This is a genomic window from Pseudoalteromonas sp. SR45-6, from assembly GCF_014163545.1.
Taxonomy (GTDB): Bacteria; Pseudomonadota; Gammaproteobacteria; order Enterobacterales; family Alteromonadaceae; genus Pseudoalteromonas; species Pseudoalteromonas rhizosphaerae.
This window is the reverse complement of the sequence record NZ_JACJDM010000012.1, coordinates 33,763-52,942: the sequence shown is the minus strand read 5'-3', so window position 1 is coordinate 52,942 and position 19,180 is coordinate 33,763. Positions and strand designations below refer to the sequence as shown.

Sequence of the window (19,180 nt, the reverse complement as noted above, 5' to 3'; positions counted from 1 at the left end):
GTTGTTATTATTTTTTGCGCTGTGTGAGCAATGCGCGATATTGTATTGCGCTCTCTTTTAGTATGCGTTGCTGGTTTTCATAATCAACATAAACGAGACCAAAGCGTTTTTCATAGCCGTATGCCCATTCAAAGTTATCCATTAAGCTCCATGCAAAATAGCCTTGTATATCAACCCCTTGCTCAACTGCGTCATGCACTGCATTGAGGTGGCTATGATAATAACTAACGCGCTCTGTATCGAGTACTTGGCCATCTCGTAGTGTATCTGCCATGGCCGCACCATTTTCAGTTACATAAACTTTAGGTAGTTGGTATAGCTCATTTAATGATACTAACAACTCAGTTAAACCTTGTGGATAGACTTCCCAGCCCATGTCAGTCACAGCTATGTTGTTGATTTGTGCTTCGGCAAACCAGTTATCATCAGTGTTTTTGTAGTGTATGCGGGTATAGTAATTAACGCCAATAAAGTCGATTTTTTGACTGATTATCGCCATATCATTAGCAGCTATATGGGGTTGCACTTCACTACTGAGGCTATTTAAAAGCGCCGGATACTGACCTTCTAAAACTGCTTTGATATACCACTGATTGTGATATTGATCGGCTAATAATGCTGCTTGTGTATCGTTTTCTGTCATTGGATAAGCTGGGCTGAAGTTAAGAACAATACCAGCTTCTATATTAGGGCAATTGGCGCGCAGTACTTGCATGGCAAGACCATGGGCTAACAATAAATGATGAGCCGCCTGACGACCTGCTTGTTGGCTTTTAATACCGGGTGCATGTACACCCACTTCATAGCCTAAATAGGCACTGCAAAAAGGTTCATTTAAAGTCGCATAAGAGTCAACTAAACCTGTCAACTGCTTGGTAACTAAATCAGTATAGTGAGCAAATGCATAGGCGGTGTCACGGTTTAACCAGCCACCGTTATCTTCCAAGTGTTGGGGTAGATCCCAGTGATATAAGGTGACATAGGTCTTGATATTGCGTGCTTTTAAAGCCGTTAATAAATCACGATAAAAGCCAATGCCTTGCTGATTAATACTGCCATCTTGATGCAATACGCGCGGCCATGAAATTGATAATCGGTACGCATCAACGGCTAAGTCAGCAATCATTGCGATATCTTGTTGCCATAGTTCAACATGGTTACAGGCTGTATCGCCATTGCTATTGTCGGTGATAGCCCCTGGTTGGTCACAAAAAGTATCCCAAATAGATGTCAGGCGTGCGTTGCGAGCTCCCTCAATTTGAAATGAGGCTGTGGCTACACCAAAGGTAAACTGAGGTTTAAGTAGCGCAGAGCTAGGCGGCAGAGAAATAGTTTTAAACACGATTAGGTGCATCCTTTAACATTCAGTTTTGGCAATTACTTTTACATTAAGCGCAGCATAGTTATTAAAATGGAAGCGCTTACAGAATATTTGTAAATAAATTGCTAATTTCGATTTATATGATATAAATGTAAGCGCTTACATTTTATGTTGCAACTATTATTTGCTTTTTTTAAGTAATGAAAAAGTACTTTAATAAACGTAACGAACTGATAATTAAAATAATTAGAGAGTTTAATATGGCAAACGTCACACACAATTTGGCAACGAATGAACATAGCCTACAACCAATGGGCAAACAAACGTTTGCTTTAACGTCGTTGACCACCTTATTTTTTATGTGGGGGTTTATTACGTGTCTAAACGATATTCTGATCCCCTATTTAAAAGGGATGTTTTCACTCAATTATACCCAAGCGATGTTAATCCAATTTTGTTTCTTTGGGGCTTATTTTGTGATGTCGATACCCGCTGGTAAGTTGGTGAGTAAAATAGGTTATCAATTTGGTATTGTGGTGGGCTTGGTGGTGGCAGCGGTTGGTTGTGCATTATTCTATCCCGCAGCCGTAGCGCATGTTTATGAGCTGTTTTTATTGGCGCTATTTGTACTGGCCTCGGGGATTACCATCTTACAAGTGTCAGCCAATCCATACGTAAGCGTACTTGGCGCTGCAAAAACAGCGTCGTCGCGTTTAACCATGACCCAAGCATTTAATTCGTTAGGTACTACGGTTGCGCCAATCTTTGGTGGCTGGCTTATTCTAACCGAAGTCAGCCAAGCAACCGCAGAGCAAGTTAAACTTCCTTATCTAATGCTTTCAGCAAGCTTGCTGGTACTTGCGGTTATTTTTGCTTTTTTAAAATTACCTAAACTTGGCAAAGCAGCAGATGCTGAGAGTGAAAATCAATATGTTGAGAACTTTATTGATTTAGGTAGTGTTTGGCAGTATCGCCATTTAATTTTAGGAGCCATTGGCATTTTTGTTTATGTCGGTGCTGAAGTCGCAATCGGCAGCTTTTTAGTAGGCTTTTTAACCTTAGATCATATTGCGGGTTTTACTGAGCAGCAAGCAGCACATTATATTAGTTATTACTTCGCTGGCGCCATGATAGGTCGCTTTATTGGTGCTGCCATCATGCAAAAACTCAATGCCGGTAAGGTATTGGCATGTCATGCACTACTTGCCATGGTACTGGTGTTAATGGCGATGACAGGACAAGGGGCATTAGCAATGTGGGCTATTTTGTTGGTCGGATTATGTAACTCAATTATGTTCCCAACCATCTTCAGTTTAGCCCTACAAGGCCTTGGCAAATATACCTCTCAGGGTTCAGGTATTTTATGCTTAGCTATTGTCGGTGGTGCAATTATTCCATTATTACAAGGCGTCCTAGCTGACAATTTTGGTGTGCAATTAGCACTATTACTGCCGATCGGCTGCTATTTATATATTACTTACTTTGCGCTATTTGGCTCAAAAGTAACAACCTCAACTCGTCATTGATAACTAGGTGGACAACATGACAATAACAAAACCACGTACTCTTTTGGTAATGATGATTGCAGCAATGGCGATGAATGGCTGTTCGCAATCAGAACAAACAGCAGCGACCAATGATATTTGGCCGATGATCAAAAGCGGTGTTAAAGACGATGCCAATATGGAGCAAAAAATTGCTGACTTGCTCGGCTCAATGAGCTTAGAACAAAAAATAGCCCAGATGATCCAACCTGAAATTCGCGATATTACAGTGGAAGATATGCGTCAATATGGTTTTGGTTCTTACCTTAATGGCGGTGGGGCTTTTCCTAATAATAATAAACATGCCACGGCTGCTGATTGGATTGAACTAGCCGAAAAAATGTACCAAGCATCAGTAGATGATTCCCTTGATGGTAGCCGTATCCCAACTATGTGGGGAACCGATGCAGTTCATGGTCATAATAATGTTATTGGTGCGACGTTATTTCCACACAATATCGGTTTAGGTGCGGCTAACAATCCACAATTGATTGAAAAAATTGCTGCAGCGACCGCGCAAGAAGTGATGGTAACCGGTATAGATTGGGTGTTTGCACCTACCGTTGCTGTGGTACGAGATGACCGCTGGGGCCGCACTTATGAAGGGTATTCAGAAGATCCACAAATTGTTAGAGATTATTCAGCCGCAATAGTAAAAGGCTTACAAGGCGCAGTTGATCAAGACTTTTTATCAGATAGACGGGTGATCAGTACGGTTAAGCATTTTATTGGTGATGGTGGTACACAAGGCGGTGATGACCAAGGTAATAATATTACCAGCGAAGCAGAGTTATTTACCATTCATGCGCAAGGTTATGTGGGAGGCTTAGGTGCTGGAGCACAAACAGTTATGGCGTCGTTTAATAGCTGGCATGGCGAAAAAATCCATGGCAGTAAATATCTCTTAACTGATGTGCTAAAAGGCAAAATGGGTTTTGATGGCTTTGTTGTGGGTGATTGGAATGGTCATGGACAAATTCCTGGTTGTACCAATGGAAACTGTGCACAAGCCGCTAATGCCGGCCTTGATGTATACATGGTGCCTACTGATGCATGGAAGCCACTTTATGAAAACCTTATCGCACAAGTTAACAATGGCACAATTGCGCAATCACGAATTGATGATGCGGTAACGCGTATTCTGAGAGTAAAAATGCGTGCGGGTTTATTTGATAAACCAAGTCCTGCAAATCGTCCACTTTCAGGAAAAACAGAGGTCATTGGTAGTGCTGAACATCGTAAAATCGCAAAACAAGCAGTTCGCGAATCTTTAGTACTCCTAAAAAACAAACAACAGTTACTGCCGCTTTCGCCAAAAGCAAATGTGTTAGTAGCCGGTCTAGGTGCTGATAATATCGGTATGCAATCTGGCGGTTGGAGCATTACTTGGCAAGGTACGGGGAATCAAAATAGCGATTTCCCAGGTGGCACGTCGATTTTGGATGGTATTGAACACACTGTTAAGCAAGCGGGCGGGCAAGTTCAGCATGACTTAAACGGTGAGTTCAATACTCGTCCAGATGTCGCTATTGTAGTATTTGGTGAGCAACCTTACGCAGAAGGCAATGGGGATTTAGATAATCTTGAATATCAGCGGGGTAATAAAACGGATTTAGCGCTACTGCGAAAATTAAAGCAAGCCGGTATTCCCGTTGTATCATTATTTATTAGCGGCCGCCCAATGTGGGTAAACGCAGAACTTAATGCCAGTGATGCGTTTGTCGCGACGTGGTTGCCAGGTAGCGAAGGGGATGCAATTAGCGATGTGTTATTTGCAAATGTAGATGGCTCAGTAAATCATGATTTTAAAGGCAAGCTGTCGTTTTCTTGGCCGAATAACCCAGTTGATAACGAAAATCGTGGTGATAAAGATTATTCGCCATTATTACCGTATGGTTTTGGCTTAACTTATTCAGATAAAAACACCTTGCAAGATGATCTTGTTAAGCAAACAGGAATATCACAGCAGCTTGATGATTTAGTATTGTTTGAGCGCGCGGTTAAAGCGCCATGGAGTCTGCATTTACAAAGTGGTGAGCAGCAAAAAGTGATGGCAAGTAGTCGCGAATCAATCGGAGCTGTTAGCGTTAAAACCTTTGATAAAGACGTTCAAGAAGATGCGCGTGCAATTACCTTCAGCGGCGATGAACTAGCAGCAGTGCGTTTAAGTGCGGCATTCCCATCTGATTTACGTTCGTTTGTTGAAAAAGCAGGGCAATTACAAATGCAAATTAAGGTTGAGCAAAGTGCCGATGCCCCGCTTTGGCTTGGTATGCAATGTGGTGATGATTGCCAAGGTAAATTGGATATTGCTAAGCAGCTAAATGCAACCAACGAATGGCAGACTTTAAACATTGATTTACGGTGTTTTGCACAGCAAGGTGTTAATTTAGGTCAAGTATTTTCACCTTGGCAGTTAAGTACAGCTGCGCCATGGCAGGTATCGATTGCGAAACTCAACATCACCAGCGAGCATGTATCTACTGAGGTTATTTCATGCCAGTAATGCCTTTGTTAGGCTTAACACCACTGACATCGATCTAGATAAATAGCAATACGAAGTTAATTGCCAATAAACGTCATAAAAAGTAGTCTAGGCTGCTTTTTATTGAATAGGAAAGATCGAAATGAAACCAGTGAATCCATCAAAAGTCATTTGTATTGGTCGTAACTATGCTGCGCATATTGCTGAGCTTGGTAATCAAGAGGCAGACGAAATGGTGGTGTTTTTAAAGCCGCCAAGCGCGATAACAAATACCTTAATGTGTACTCATAAGGATGAGCAATTACATTTTGAGACTGAAATTTGTTTTCAAGTTAACAATGGCTGTTTAGCTGCTGTGGCGGTGGGACTGGATTTAACTAAGCGAGATTTACAGAGTAAATTAAAAGCCAGCGGTTTACCGTGGGAACGCGCGAAAGCCTTTGATGGCTCTGCATTGTTTAGTGAGTTTGTACAAATAGACGAACAAGCTATTGAGCATTTAAGCTTAACCTTACTGATAGATAATAAGGTGCGACAACAAGGCGGCGTTGAGTTAATGCTTTATAAACCTGCGGTTATTTCAGCCCAAGTTAGTGAGTTTATGACTTTAATTGATGGCGATATTATTATGACTGGCACACCTGCAGGGGTAGGAGCTGTGAACGCAGGAAGTAAATTTATTGCTCAGTTACACTTGGGCTCAGACTTATTGGTTCAGCAAGAGTGGTTGGCTGAGTAAGTTTTAATATCTGTTGTTGATATTGTTGATCGAACTCTGCAAAGGTATTTTCAAGCAATACACGCTGTGTTTGCTGGTACTTTGCAGACGGCAGTATGCTATTTGTTAGCACTCGATTTATTTTTTTTAAAGCATTATTAGCAAAATTATTAGGGGCATTGGTTGAGCAGCCAATCGCACCTAAAACCAGCTTATCGGCGTGATCGGCAATAGGTAAGGTTACTACATTATCAAATTCGCTGAAGCGGTTGTAGTAATCGGCTAAAAAAGGATAGTCGATAGTGTAATCAATATACCCATGATTGAGCCGATTGATCACCGAGCTGCTTTCGTTTTCACTGTTCCAACTTAATGATGTATTTTGGTCGCTTTTAGTATTTCGAGCGATGGTATTTAACTCTGGAGTAAATTTACGCGCAGCGGATTGACCAAAAATAAATTTATTATCTGTCAGTAGTTTAACTAAATTTATCGGTGAACTGTGTTGTTGGCTAATTACTTTCGCTGTTTTAGCTGAGGCAATGATAGCAAATGGTGGGTACACCGTTGTTGGCACCGAATAGATCACTCGCGGGGTGTTAACTTTACGGTGGATCATACAAGGGTAACATGCTTGTTGACCTTCATCGAGGTACTTGCCTATACGTTTTTGCGGCAACATTTCGCGGGTATGCTCTATATCGGGTAACTCAATGATGAGCTGTTCGACTAAGTAATCACATAAGCCTCCATCTGGAGTTTGCGCTGTTTTAGCCAGATGAAAAGGCGCCGCATCACTTTGGAGCCAAGTTATGTGAGTTACTTCATCGGTATTATTAGCAAGTACATAGGTGCTTGAAAAAAAATAAAATAATGTAACGAAGTAATAGACAATACGCATAGCTATATTTACTTTATCCGCTAACAATTTAAATCGAGTATACAATAACTAATATTTTGCGCTACTAAAGGATGGTAAATTATTGCATTAAGTTAATTTTTTAATGCTTTAGTGGTGTTTTTTTGATTCACTATTTGTGAGTAGGTTGTTTTTCAAGTGTTTTAATCTGGTGGAAAGCCCAAGCATTGATAATGATTGGGCTTTATTGATTAAAATGGCATTGGGTATTGCTTAAATACATTACCAATATCAGTTAAAGCTTGTTCGCTTAATTCGATGTTGAACGCGGCAATGTCATCTTTTAGTTGTACTAAGCTGGTTGCACCAATAATTGAAGAAGTAACACCATCAACTTGGTCACACCATGCAAGCGCTAATTGTGCTGGGGTTATTTGGTATTGCTGGGCAATTTCAACATAGTGGCTGATTGCTTGTTGCGATTGTGCTGTGTCACGGAATAAACCATTACGCTGCACCAGTGTCCAGCGGCTACCATCGGGACGTGCGCCATTTAAATATTTTCCACTTAACATACCGCCTGCTAAGGGTGACCAAGGTAAATAAGCAATATCTTCGTGAATACATTGCTCTATTAGATAAGGCCAATCTTTAGCGTGTAATAAACTAAATTCATTTTGAATAGAGACCATGCGCGGTAAATTGTGTTGTTCACTTAATCGTAAAAATTGGCTAATACCCCATGGCGTGTCGTCAGAGAGACCACAATGTTTAATTTTACCAGCTTTAACACAGTCGTTTAAACCTTCAAGAATATCGAGCATACCCGCTGTGTGTTGCTCTGTATTGGCGTCACTAAAACGGATCATACCTGGCCATTGTTTGCTAAAGTGCGGTGATTGACGATTCGGCCAATGTAGTTGGTATAAATCAATTACATCGGTTTGTAGGCGTTTTAATGACTCGTCAACTGCATGAACGACTGCTTGACGAGTAATATCGCCGCCATCGCGTATCCAAGCTAGGCCATTGCCAGCAATTTTAGTGGCGAGCACAATATCGTCTCGCTTACTTGGATTACGCGCTAACCAATTACCGATAATTTGCTCTGTTTTTCCGTACGTATCTGGAGTGGGAGGGATGGCATACATTTCTGCAGTATCAATGAAGTTTACGCCATGCTCTAAGGCATAAGCAATTTGCTCATCAGCATCTGCTTGATTATTTTGTACGCCCCACGTCATGCTGCCTAAGCATACACGAGACACATTGAGACCACTGCTACCAAGTGGGTTGTAACGCATAATGATTCCTTACTTTTATGATTCTCGGCTGTACTTATGTAATGCAGCCAATAATGGCTCACTTAATTGTGCTTTCTTACCCGTTTTAAAATTAAACATCACCACTTGCGATGACCCTAATGTAGTCAAGGCATTTTGCGCTTGGCTAAATACTCTGTAGTGCATCATAAAACGGTCTTTTTGAATATCACTGATGGTAACGCCTACCAACACTGTATCAGGAAATGTGACAGGGCGTTTATAACGCGCGTTATTTTCACTGATCACAGGACCAATACCTGTTGTTTGTAAATCTTCGAGTAAATTTATTTGATTAAAAAAATCAATTCGAGCAGTTTCAAAATAACGAAAATACACCACATTATTGACATGTTGTAAGGCATCCATTTCTCCCCAAGCAACATTAATTGCTGTATGGATAGGATGTTGTTCTATGAATGATTGCATATTCGACAGCTCTTTAAAGTAAAAACGTAGATTAGCAATTGGTGCTGTTTAGCTCAAGATAATTAGGAAAACAGTGAAAATGTGCTAGTTTTAGTAGTTCACGGTTACGTAAATGAATACTTTAATCTGATTTAAAGGAGCTAATTATGAATACAGTGACAGCAAAAATAATGAAACGCTTAGCGCTACTGGTGGTGATCTGTTTGGCATTAGTTTGTTATGCGATGGGCAATGCTTCTGGGATGGTGATACTAATCGTAGTTGGTTTTATTTTAGAAGGTGCTTTTTGGTTATTCGGTGCGAGGTTATTTAATCGTAAAAAATCTTCACAGCAAGAATCATCGAGCTGATGACTTGCTAATAAATCAAACTTAATGAATAATAACTGTTCATTTGTACAGTGCTTGGTTTGAGGAATGAAAAAGTTTATTCATATTGACATGGATTGCTTTTACGCAGCGGTCGAAATGCGCGATAACCCCGCGCTTGCTAATGTACCTTTGGCAATTGGTGGCAATAGTCGCCGTGGAGTGCTCTCTACAGCAAATTACATCGCCCGCGAATACGGTGTGCGATCTGCGATGTCTAACTACCGTGCTAAACAATTATGCCCAGATTTAGTGATTGTACCAGGGCGTATGCAAGTTTATAAACAAGCCTCTTCGCAAATTCGTGCTGTATTTAAGCACTATACCGATCTTATAGAGCCTCTTTCTTTAGATGAAGCTTACCTTGATGTGACTGACAGTAATGCATGCCATGGTAGTGCGACCTTAATGGCAGAGCAGATCCGCGCCGATATTTTTGCAGCCACCGGTTTAACTGCTTCGGCTGGAATTGCGCCGATAAAATTTATTGCCAAAATTGCCAGTGATGAAAATAAACCGAATGGTCAATTTGTAGTATTGCCTGAGCAAGTGGATGACTTTTTAGCGCAATTACCTTTGGGTAAAATACCCGGGGTCGGTAAGGTTACCCTTGAAAAACTCAATTTAAAAGGCTTATACACCGGTGCTGATGTGCGCGCTAAAGGGGTTAATTGGATGCAGCAACACGTTGGTAACTTTGGGGTCTCGCTGTATCAAAAATGTGCCGGTTTACATATTGGTAAAGTATCCACAGAACGTACCCGTAAATCGCTCAGTGTTGAGCATACCTACGAATATAATAAAACCAGCTTACAAGCGTGTTTAGATCAATTGCCAATATTATTGGCTGAGCTTCAACGTCGATTAACAAAACAGCAATTAGAGCAACGTATAAATAAACTCAGTGTCAAAGTGAAGTTTGCTAATTTTGTGGTTACATCGGCCGATCAAACTTGCCACCGACTTGATGAAACTATCTTGGCTGAGCTGCTGAGCAAAGCATATCAACGTGGCTTGCAGCAGCCAGTGCGGTTACTCGGTGTAGGAGTCGGTGTTAAAAATGAACCGCAGCAACATCTACAGCTGAGTATATTAGATTAAGATACTGCGCGCTATTTGCTTCAATAAATGATAAGTGGGCAGTGAGTAACTGCTGTATTTTACACTGTAACTCCAAGTTGCCAGCGTTATGTTAGCTCGTCGTACATTGCTGGCAATAGCTATTTAAATCAATGATAATAAGCTCCTACGTATTTTGACAACAGGACCTTTTTTTATGGCATATCCTCACGCAGTTGCAGCCCCGCAATTAGATAACGCAAAACATGATGCGCTTATTATTATTGCCGATAATTTTTCTGAGTTAGACGATCCGAATCTAAGCCAAGCTATTAAAGCGCAAATGGCGGTTGATGCACGTATTGGTAAGCAAGTCACGCTGCTTGTTGTTGATTCTAAACGGGTAATTTTAGCGCCGACAGGTCCATTAAATCGTGATTATGACGATGTACGTCGTTATTTTGATGCAGCTAAATTGGCTATCAATGAAGCTAAAGCATCAGGCAGTACAAAACCTGCTATTTACTTACCACAAGCAAGCCAAGATAGCCGTTATCAGTATGCCTTAGAAGTTGCTTATCTTGGTGCTTGCCAAGCGTTGTGGCAGCCGCTTGAGGCACGCGAGTTTCATGGTGAAAGCATTGAACCGATCACTCAAATAGCCTTGTTTGGTGCTAATGAGCAAACAATTAAAGCGGTGAATGCCATTGCCGCAGGGCAGTATGCTGCTCGTGATTTATGTGGCACTGAGCCTGAGCGTATGGCGCCACCACGTTTTGCTGATTACTGTGTAGATTTATTTAAAGGCAGCAAGGTCAATGTTGCAGTGATTGCAGATATTGCCACGATTGATAAAGAGTACCCGATGATGAGTACCGTAGCTCGCGCTTCATATGCGGTTGAGCGTCATCACCCTCGGGTTGTAAAACTTGAATATGTACCAGAGGGCGAAGTAACACGTACCTTAATGTTTGTCGGTAAAGGCTTAGTATATGACACCGGTGGTGCCGATTTAAAAGTGGGCGGGCATATGGCCGGTATGAGCCGTGATAAAGGCGGCGCAGCCTCTGTTGCTGGTTTTATGAAATCAGTGGCAGACTTTCAACCACAAGGCGTTAAAGTTATTGCTTACTTAGCAGTAGTTCGTAACTCAATTGGTTCTGATTGTTTTGTACCAGATGAAATTATTACTAGCCGTGAGGGCGTACGTGTTCGCATCGGTAATACGGATGCAGAAGGGCGCTTAGCTATGGGGGATTTACTCAGCGAGATGAAAGATTTAGCAAAAGGAGAAGTTAATCCTGAAATCTTTACGGTCGCAACGTTAACCGGACATGCAGCTCGTGCAATGGGACCTTACAGTGCATACGTTGAAAATGGCCCTGCACGTGCGGCTAATATTTCTCGTAAGCTGGCTGACAGTGGTGACTTATGGGCTGATGGTGCAGAAGTTTCTCGCAGCCGTCGCGAAGACTATGATTTTATTAAACCGCGTACTTTAGCTGATGACGTATTATCAAGTAACAATGCAGCATCAGCAGTTACCGCACGTGGTCATCAGTTCCCTATGGCATTTTTAGCTATTGTTGGTGGCCTTGATAAGCATGGTTGTGAGTCAGCACAGCCTTTACCTTATGTGCATATGGATATTGCCGGTAGTGGTGTTGAAGGTGGTGATTGGCAGCACGGTAAACCAACTGCAGCAGGCCTAAGCAGTTTATTTGCTCGTTACTGCTTATAATAAGCAGTATTAAATACAACAGCCCCGTCATATAAAATGACGGGGCTTTTTTGTAATTTGTTTTTGTTAATTAATCTAATTTAAAGCGATTAACCACATCAGTTAGCTGTTGGCTACTGTGTTTAAGATTATCGCTCGCACCAGAAAGTTGTGATGTATTGGCCAGAGACTGTTCGGTTGATTGCGATAGTTCATTAATTCGCAAATTGACTTCATCCGCAGCACTTGATTGTTGCTCAGTCGCACGGGCTATTTGACCATTCATATCGGTGATCACTGACACCAGACGTTCAATTTCAGTTAATGAGGTATTGGCAGATCCGGCTTGTTGTACTGTGCTGGTGGATAATTGTTGGCTAGCTGTTACCGCCTCTACGGCCGCCTTTGCGCCTTTTTGTAATTTGGCTATCATCGCCTGAATTTCGTCTGTACTCTTGCCTGTGCGACTTGCAAGAGTGCGTACTTCATCAGCTACAACGGCAAACCCCCGGCCTTGTTCGCCAGCACGTGCCGCTTCGATTGCAGCATTGAGTGCCAGTAAATTGGTTTGCTCCGCAATACCGCGTATCACGTCTAGTACCGATCCTATATTATTACTTTCTTGAGCTAAATCAGCGGTAACTTGACTCACAATCTCAATATTTTTGGACAGTGTTTCTATGGCTTGAATTGTTTTAGCAACGACTTCTTTACCTTCAGATGCATTCACCGCGGCTTGGTTAGCGGCTTGTTCAGCCGCTTCGGCATTGCGACTTACATCATGAATTTGGTGGGTCATTTGCTCCATTGCTGCAGCGACTTGCGTTGAGCTATCGTTTTGCAGTTCAATAAAAGAATGATTGGTTTTACTCGCATCATCCACTGTTTGGGCATGCTGGTTAACATCATTGGCATTATTTGCCACTTGTTTAAGTGACTCACGCATTTTGGTAGTAAATAAATTAAAGTGGCGAGATAACCGTGATACCTCATCATTACCATTTTCATCTAAGGTTTGGGTTAAATCCCCTTCACCTTGAGAGATACTTTTCATCATATTTGCAGCAAGCCGAGTTGGTAATAAAATACTTCTGGCGATTAAGTAACTTAAACTAATTAATAGCAAAATAATCACTGCGGCATTGAGAATAACTAAATTCCGTAAGCTGGCAAAAGCCTCATCAATAGTATCAATATAGACACCTGAACCGACTATCCATTGCCATGGGGTAAAACCTTTCACATAGGCTATTTTATCAACTGGCTGATCTTTGCCTGGTTTAGGCCATTTGTAAGGGATAAAACCTTCACCACTTTGCTTAACTATTTTAACCATTTCAACAAATAACGGTACGCCATCGGGGTCTTTACTGTTGCTGAGTGATTTACCGTTTAACTCTGGTTTAAAAGGGTGCATAACCATGGCTGGCTGAAAATCATTGATCCAGAAGTAATTGTCATTGTCATAGCGAATACTAGCTATCGTAGTTAGTGCACCTTGTTGGGCTTGTTGCTCGGTGAGTTCGCCGCTTTGTTGTAATGAATGATAATGGGTAATAACACTATAAGCAGCTTCAACCAGATTTTTTGTTTTCGTATATTGGCCTGCTTTGAGTGAACTATATTGCTGAGTTAAACTGGTAATACTTAAAAAAAGTAAACCAACAACGACCAAACTTACCAAGATAGCTAAGCGCTGAAAAATAGTAAAACGGCGTAGGTACGACATAAAAAATCCTTTAGAAGTGCTCGCAGTAGGCGCGCATATATTAAGCGTAGTAAATATTACTTTAAAATCTAGTTAACTGTCCCTTGTTTTGGTCTAAATTATTTTAAATAAATAGGATTATCATTAAGTCAAAAAAAAGGCCGATTTTTCAATCAGCCTTTAGTCTAACTTGGGGAGTCAATACTGACTTACTCTACATCAAAATGACGATTAAAGAAGTTAGTGATTGTTTGATGCAAGTGAGTTTGCACTTGTTTACCCCGTAAGCTGTGCTTGGAACCTGGGTAAGTCATCATTTCAAATTGCTTTTCGTTATCTTGCAATTGTTTGAATAACTTAGTGGCATGGGTAAACAATACGTTATCGTCGGCCATACCATGGTAGATCATTAATGGCCCTTTCAAGCCATCTGCGTATGGAAATACCGCACTGTCTGCATAGCCTTTGGCATTTGTATCAGGATGTCCTAAATAACGCTCGGTATAGTGAGTATCATACAGTGCCCAATCAGTCACTGGCGCTCCAGATACGCCTGCTTGAAAATAATCACCAGCTTTAAACATGGTCATTAATGCCATATAGCCACCGTAACTGTGACCATAAATACCAATGCGTTGTGGGTCAACATAATCAAGCGTACGTAAAAATTCGACGCCTTTTATTTGATCAGCCACTTCAACCACACCTAAATGTTTGTAAATGGCATCTTCAAACTTTTTACCACGATTATACGAACCACGATTATCTAATTGGAATACCACATAACCTTGCTGTGCCATATATTGGAAATATAAGTTTTTGCTGCGCCAACTATTGGTTACGCGTTGTGCATGTGGGCCGCCATAGACATTGACAAGAACAGGGTGCTTTTTACCATCATTTACCGTTGCAGGTTTAAATAAACGATAGTGCATCACTTGACCATCATCAGCAGTCAAAGTGCCATATTCAGGCTCAGCTAGATCAGCAAGATAAGGGGTCAGTGGATGGTTTTCATCAAGTTTATTTTGCTCTAACCAAGTAACAAATTCACCGTTTACTTTACGCAGTGCCGCTGAGTTTGGTTTGTTAACCGATGAACTGTTATCAATAAAAGTTTTACTGTCTTTTGCCATTACCACATTGTGATAAGCACCTTGCTCCGTGATACGTTTAATATCGCCCTTTTTAAACAGTGGAACACTGTATAGCTGGCTTTCCAAAGGCGTGTCTTTGCGTCCGGCAAAGTAGACAATGCCTTTTTTCTCATCAATACCTTTTAAGCTATCAACCACCCAGTCACCATCGGTGATCTGACGCACTAACTTACCATTGGTACGATATAGATATAAATGCTTAAAGCCATTGCGCTCAGAGGCCCAAACAAAATGTTTTTTATCTTTCAAAAACTGTAGATCAAAATGTAAGTTGATCCAGCTATCACTAGTTTCTGTTAAGGCTACTTTTTGCTCTGTAGTTTCGCTGTTATAAAAGCGCAATTCTAAGTTGTGCTGTGAGCGGTTTTGCCACTGATACGATAGCGTTTTATCATCTTCTAACCATTTTGCACGGGCAATGTAAATGTCTTCATCTTTACCTAAATCAACCCAATCAGTTTTTTGATTATCAAGCTTAACCACACCAAGTTGAATTTTTACATTATTAGTGCCGGTAAATGGGTAGCGTTGGTTAAACAGTTTCACTTCATCAGCGTAAATTTCATTGCGGATAGCTTCTTTAACTGGGCTTTCGTCAATGCGAGTGAAGGCTATTTTTGATTCATCACCAGACCACCAATAACCTGTCATTCGGCCCATTTCTTCTTGCGCGACAAACTCCGCCATGGCGTTTTTGATCACACCGCCGCCATCTTTACTCAGCTGAATTTCTTTACCTGATTTAAGATTTAGCGCATAAAGATTTTGTTCACGGACAAACGAGACAAAGTTTCCTTTTGGTGAAAAGCGTGCGTCGGTTTCAAATGCCTCAGTATCGGTCAGTTTACGGCTTTTTCCTGCTCCTAGCTCGTAATAATAGAGGTCACCATTAAGTGGAAATAACAAGGCTTTACCGTCTTTAGACCATTTGTATTCTAAAATACCTTTACCAAAAATACGTTGGCGCTCACGGCGTGCTTTTTCTTCGTCAGAGAGGTTTTCAGGGCCTGAAAAAAGTTTGGCAGAGTCGACTAAAATACGATTTTTGTTATCTTTTAAATTATATTCCCACAAATCATAACGGTTGTAATCGTCGCTTTTACCTTGCAGGTAGGTAACTCGGCTACCGTCTGGTGAAAACTTAAGCTGTACAGGTGCTTTACCCGCTAAACTTGGATCATCAAAAATACGTTCTAAAGTAAGAGGCTTCGCTTGCACTGTGATGGCTGTTGCCACCAAAGGTAGCAAGTATGAGAGGTGTTTAATTTTTTTTAACACGTGTTTACCTTCGCTCGAATAAAAACTGCAACGATGGTAAAGCCAAGCGTGGGCAACTGCAACTAAATGCTATAAAGTAGCGAAAATGTAATGCACTTAATTTGTAAGGAATAAAAATGACCGTTGAATTCTCTTTAGCTCCAGAACTTGTACGTGATTGTATTGAACTGGCCGATTGGCCATTATGCAAAGTGTTACTTATGAATGATAGTCAATACCCGTGGTTTATTTTAGTGCCTCGTAAAGCGAATTTAAAAGAGAGCATTGATCTAAGCGAGTCTGAACAGGTATTGCTAATGCAAGAGTCAGCGAAGTTAAGTCGGCTACTCAAAGAGGTACTTAACCCAGATAAACTTAATGTCGCAGCGCTTGGTAACATGGTTCCACAGTTACATATTCATCATATTGCTCGCTATAAAACCGATGTCGCATGGCCTGCGCCAGTATGGGGTAAATATCCCGCAGTGCCTTATAGTGAAGAGCAATTGGCACGTTTAAAAACACATTTTTAATCGTGGTTGAGTGTTTACATAATAGAGTTTGATCACAGTATTATGATTTTTCGTTGGGTAAAAATAGACTATGCTTAGGGTCACTAAATCGTGGCTGTTTATTACACTCAGTATATAGGGATTGCAAACTAACTGATGAAAGCTTTTGTATTGTTTACCTTGCTAAGTGTATTTTCGCATCACAGTGCTGCAAATACATTTTACTTTGTTGGTACCACCTTTCCGTCGGTACTTGAAAAAAATGAACAAGGTCAAATAGAAGGCTTAGGCGCCGACATCGCAGGTGAAATTTGCCTGCGTTTAGGTTGCCAAATTAAAATTGATATTTTGCCTTTTAAACGGGCGCTAAAAATGGTTGAGCTTGGTAAGGCTGATGCATTTATAGGTCCTTATAAGTCGGCTATTAGAGAGCAGTATATGGTTTATAGTGAGGCTGCTTTCTATCAAGACCCGCTGGTTTTTTATGTCAAAAATAGTAATGAATTTCAGTGGCATAATAATTTAGAGACATTAAAAGAGTTATCGATAGGGTTAACCCTAGGTTGGAACTATAGTGACGATTTTGAGCGATATAAAAGTCAGTTAGAAATTTCTGAAGTGGGCACTGTTGAAGCCAGTTTTTTGCAATTAATTCATGACCGTGTCGATATTATAGTGACTCATCCAAGAGCCGCACAGCCCGTTATTAAGCAGTTAAGTTTAGCCAATCAAGTGAAACAGTTACAGCCGCCATTAATTGTTAATAAAGGCTACTTTGGTTTTTCAAAAAAACGTAATTTAAATGAGTTTATTACCTTATTCGATAAAGAATTAAATAATATGATTGCTAATGGTGAAGTAAAAAAAATGAGTGAAAAATATGGTTTAGCATTCCCGTAATAGCAATATTGAATTAAAAAAGGCGTTTTAGGTGAGCCCCTAAAACGCCTTTTTAGTATTAATTATATTACTCTAAACCTAACTCTTTCTTACCTTGTTTAAAGGTGACATCTACAGGGATATTAGCTTGGCTTAGTTTTTCTAAATCTTTAGCAAGTTCCACTTTGATATCACCATGTGTGGCAATCAGTTGATCAACTTTCTCATAATCACCATCACCTTGTAAGGTTAAGATCAAACCAGATAGCTTGGCCATTGCTTGGCCCATTTTTTCCATATTTACGCTGTAAAGGCCTTGCTCATTTTTAGAGAATGCACCTTCTTCTGCGAAAAAGTTAAAGCGGATCATATTTGCTTTACCATGGGCACTTGATGCGCCAAAACGCACTGAGCGGAAAATACCGGCCATAAAAGTGATGTAATAATCTTCAAGTGTTCCCTCTGTGATCTCACCTTTTTTGAGTAACTGCTCAACCATGTACAAGCCTAAGATATCGGCTTTGCCTTCTTCTAAAGCACTGGCATGTTCTTGTAAAGACTGACGAACAGTGCCTTTATCTGTGATAGTATTTTTTATCCCTAAACCATGAGCGACTTCGTGGAACATGGTATTGGCAAAAAATGCATCGAAAGTAATGTGTTTACGTTGCTCAGGAACAATTAACTGCTCAGCGATTGGCACCAATATTTTATCAAACTTAGCGCGCATAGCATTTTTCAGTTGTAAACGGCGAGTGCCTTTTTCAAGTTGTACTTGTTCGTCATTTGGTAAGTTAATGGCAATAGTTTTACTGCCAGCATTAGAATGACCTGCGTAGTAAACAACATCATATGCATTTAAGTCCGCATCAGAGCCAGGCACTTCTTGTTTGTATTTGGCATCAACAGGGAGGCCTTTTTGTAGCTCTGGTAAAAATGCTGCAAATTTAGCAAGGCGCTCTGACCATGCTAAATCTTTCACTAAGACATACGATTCAAAGGCTGCGCGAGAGCCGAACAATTGATCTTCATAGGTTTCGATTGGACCAATAACGATATCGATGGGGTTGTTCTTCATGTCCATCCAAGCAAAGTCTGATGCTTGATAATCATCGTTTTGTAGTGCATCTGCACGTAAGTTCAGGTAACTAGCAAACTCTTTATCATCGGCAAGCTTGCTCGCCTCACGTAATAAGTTAGCTGCTTTTTCAAGCGCTTTAGCATATTCAACCGAATAGGCAACGCTATACAGCTTGCCTTGTTCATCTCGCTTAATGACTGAATACAGACCATTTTTATCTGCTACGTCAGCCTTGTTTAGCTCTTCTTTAGAGATATCGGCTGGATAAAATTGAGCTCCGGCTGTTTTATCTTCATAGCCTGACAAAAAGACTTGATCGCCATTTAATCTATCCCATGGTCCATAGTTAATATCGGCAAATTTTTGTACTTTAGGATCATTGATTTTGGCTAAAAATGCCGCTTTATCTTCACCAAATGCTTGGCGCCAGAATAGATCATCCATAATTTTAGACGCATCAATAAGTTTTGCTATTAACGCTTTTTGGTTGTCGCTTAAATGTGATAAATCAGTGGTTAAACTAAAATCGGTATAGATATCAAGGCGACTAGTGTCAGCGTTAATAAGTTGTGGGCCGCTATCTTGTACTTGCTTTGTAGGGGCTGCAGCAGCATTTGACGCTTTAGGTGCGCTGGCTTGATCAGAACATGCACTAAGAAAAACGGCACCGGTAAGAATAAGTGCTTGGCTAATTTTATTGAGAGTCATTATATTGCCTGTTAAAAAGTAAGTTTAATTATAGATACCCTTGAGAGGGTATT

15 protein-coding genes are annotated in these 19,180 nt (G+C 40.7%); 8 read left to right on the top strand and 7 right to left on the bottom strand.

Translation table 11 applies throughout. From position 1 onward, the window contains the following. Window positions 1–7: 7 nt before the first annotated feature. Window positions 8–1,354 (bottom strand): GH1 family beta-glucosidase, encoded by a 1,347-nt coding sequence (locus H5158_RS07895; protein WP_182739790.1) that lies wholly within the window; start codon window positions 1,352–1,354, stop codon window positions 8–10. Window positions 1,355–1,632: 278 nt separating this feature from the next. Between H5158_RS07895 and H5158_RS07890 the strand changes: the two genes are divergently transcribed. From H5158_RS07890 to H5158_RS07880, 3 genes are all read left to right on the top strand, one after another. Beyond that, entirely contained in the window at window positions 1,633–2,847 is a 1,215-nt protein-coding gene (locus H5158_RS07890) for a sugar MFS transporter (RefSeq protein ID WP_259397251.1), read from the top strand. A 16-nt stretch (window positions 2,848–2,863) separates the two neighbouring features. After that, window positions 2,864–5,371 carry an exo 1,3/1,4-beta-D-glucan glucohydrolase gene (locus H5158_RS07885; RefSeq protein WP_182739789.1) on the top strand — a complete coding sequence of 836 codons (2,508 nt, stop codon included), beginning with the start codon at window positions 2,864–2,866 and terminating at the stop codon, window positions 5,369–5,371. A gap of 121 nt (window positions 5,372–5,492) precedes the next feature. Next, window positions 5,493–6,089 (top strand): fumarylacetoacetate hydrolase family protein, encoded by a 597-nt coding sequence (locus tag H5158_RS07880; protein ID WP_149981213.1) that lies wholly within the window; start codon window positions 5,493–5,495, stop codon window positions 6,087–6,089. Here the strand turns inward: H5158_RS07880 and H5158_RS07875 are convergent. From H5158_RS07875 to H5158_RS07865, 3 genes are all read right to left on the bottom strand, one after another. Further along, entirely contained in the window at window positions 6,028–6,969 is a 942-nt protein-coding gene (locus tag H5158_RS07875) for an ABC transporter substrate-binding protein (protein ID WP_182739788.1), read from the bottom strand. The genes H5158_RS07880 and H5158_RS07875 overlap by 62 nt on opposite strands. A gap of 209 nt (window positions 6,970–7,178) precedes the next feature. Then, complete coding sequence (locus H5158_RS07870; protein WP_149981211.1) at window positions 7,179–8,231, bottom strand: aldo/keto reductase; 1,053 nt, start codon at window positions 8,229–8,231, stop codon at window positions 7,179–7,181. 15 nt (window positions 8,232–8,246) lie between these two features. Beyond that, window positions 8,247–8,678, bottom strand: coding sequence for a thioesterase family protein (locus H5158_RS07865; protein ID WP_182718304.1), 432 nt, complete (start codon window positions 8,676–8,678; stop codon window positions 8,247–8,249). Between the two features lie 146 nt (window positions 8,679–8,824). On the opposite strand from H5158_RS07865, the gene H5158_RS07860 reads away from it, so the two are divergent. From H5158_RS07860 to H5158_RS07850, 3 genes are all read left to right on the top strand, one after another. Further along, a complete protein-coding gene (locus H5158_RS07860) occupies window positions 8,825–9,028 on the top strand; it encodes a hypothetical protein (RefSeq protein WP_259398497.1) in 204 nt (67 codons plus the stop codon). A gap of 66 nt (window positions 9,029–9,094) precedes the next feature. Beyond that, window positions 9,095–10,147 carry a DNA polymerase IV gene (gene dinB / locus H5158_RS07855; protein ID WP_182739787.1) on the top strand — a complete coding sequence of 351 codons (1,053 nt, stop codon included), beginning with the start codon at window positions 9,095–9,097 and terminating at the stop codon, window positions 10,145–10,147. Window positions 10,148–10,322: 175 nt separating this feature from the next. Next, complete coding sequence (locus H5158_RS07850; RefSeq protein ID WP_182718306.1) at window positions 10,323–11,846, top strand: leucyl aminopeptidase family protein; 1,524 nt, start codon at window positions 10,323–10,325, stop codon at window positions 11,844–11,846. Window positions 11,847–11,916: 70 nt separating this feature from the next. Here the strand turns inward: H5158_RS07850 and H5158_RS07845 are convergent, their stop codons facing one another. After that, entirely contained in the window at window positions 11,917–13,554 is a 1,638-nt protein-coding gene (locus tag H5158_RS07845; protein ID WP_182718307.1) for a methyl-accepting chemotaxis protein, read from the bottom strand. Between the two features lie 188 nt (window positions 13,555–13,742). Next, window positions 13,743–15,968 carry a S9 family peptidase gene (locus tag H5158_RS07840; protein WP_182718308.1) on the bottom strand — a complete coding sequence of 742 codons (2,226 nt, stop codon included), beginning with the start codon at window positions 15,966–15,968 and terminating at the stop codon, window positions 13,743–13,745. A gap of 116 nt (window positions 15,969–16,084) precedes the next feature. On the opposite strand from H5158_RS07840, the gene H5158_RS07835 reads away from it, so the two are divergent. Then, window positions 16,085–16,480, top strand: coding sequence for an HIT domain-containing protein (locus H5158_RS07835; RefSeq protein WP_182718309.1), 396 nt, complete (start codon window positions 16,085–16,087; stop codon window positions 16,478–16,480). 135 nt (window positions 16,481–16,615) lie between these two features. After that, window positions 16,616–17,359 carry an ABC transporter substrate-binding protein gene (locus H5158_RS07830; RefSeq protein WP_182739786.1) on the top strand — a complete coding sequence of 248 codons (744 nt, stop codon included), beginning with the start codon at window positions 16,616–16,618 and terminating at the stop codon, window positions 17,357–17,359. 67 nt (window positions 17,360–17,426) lie between these two features. On the opposite strand, the gene H5158_RS07825 is transcribed toward H5158_RS07830, so the two are convergent. Then, entirely contained in the window at window positions 17,427–19,127 is a 1,701-nt protein-coding gene (locus tag H5158_RS07825; RefSeq protein WP_182739785.1) for a dipeptidyl-peptidase 3 family protein, read from the bottom strand. Window positions 19,128–19,180 lie beyond the last annotated feature (53 nt).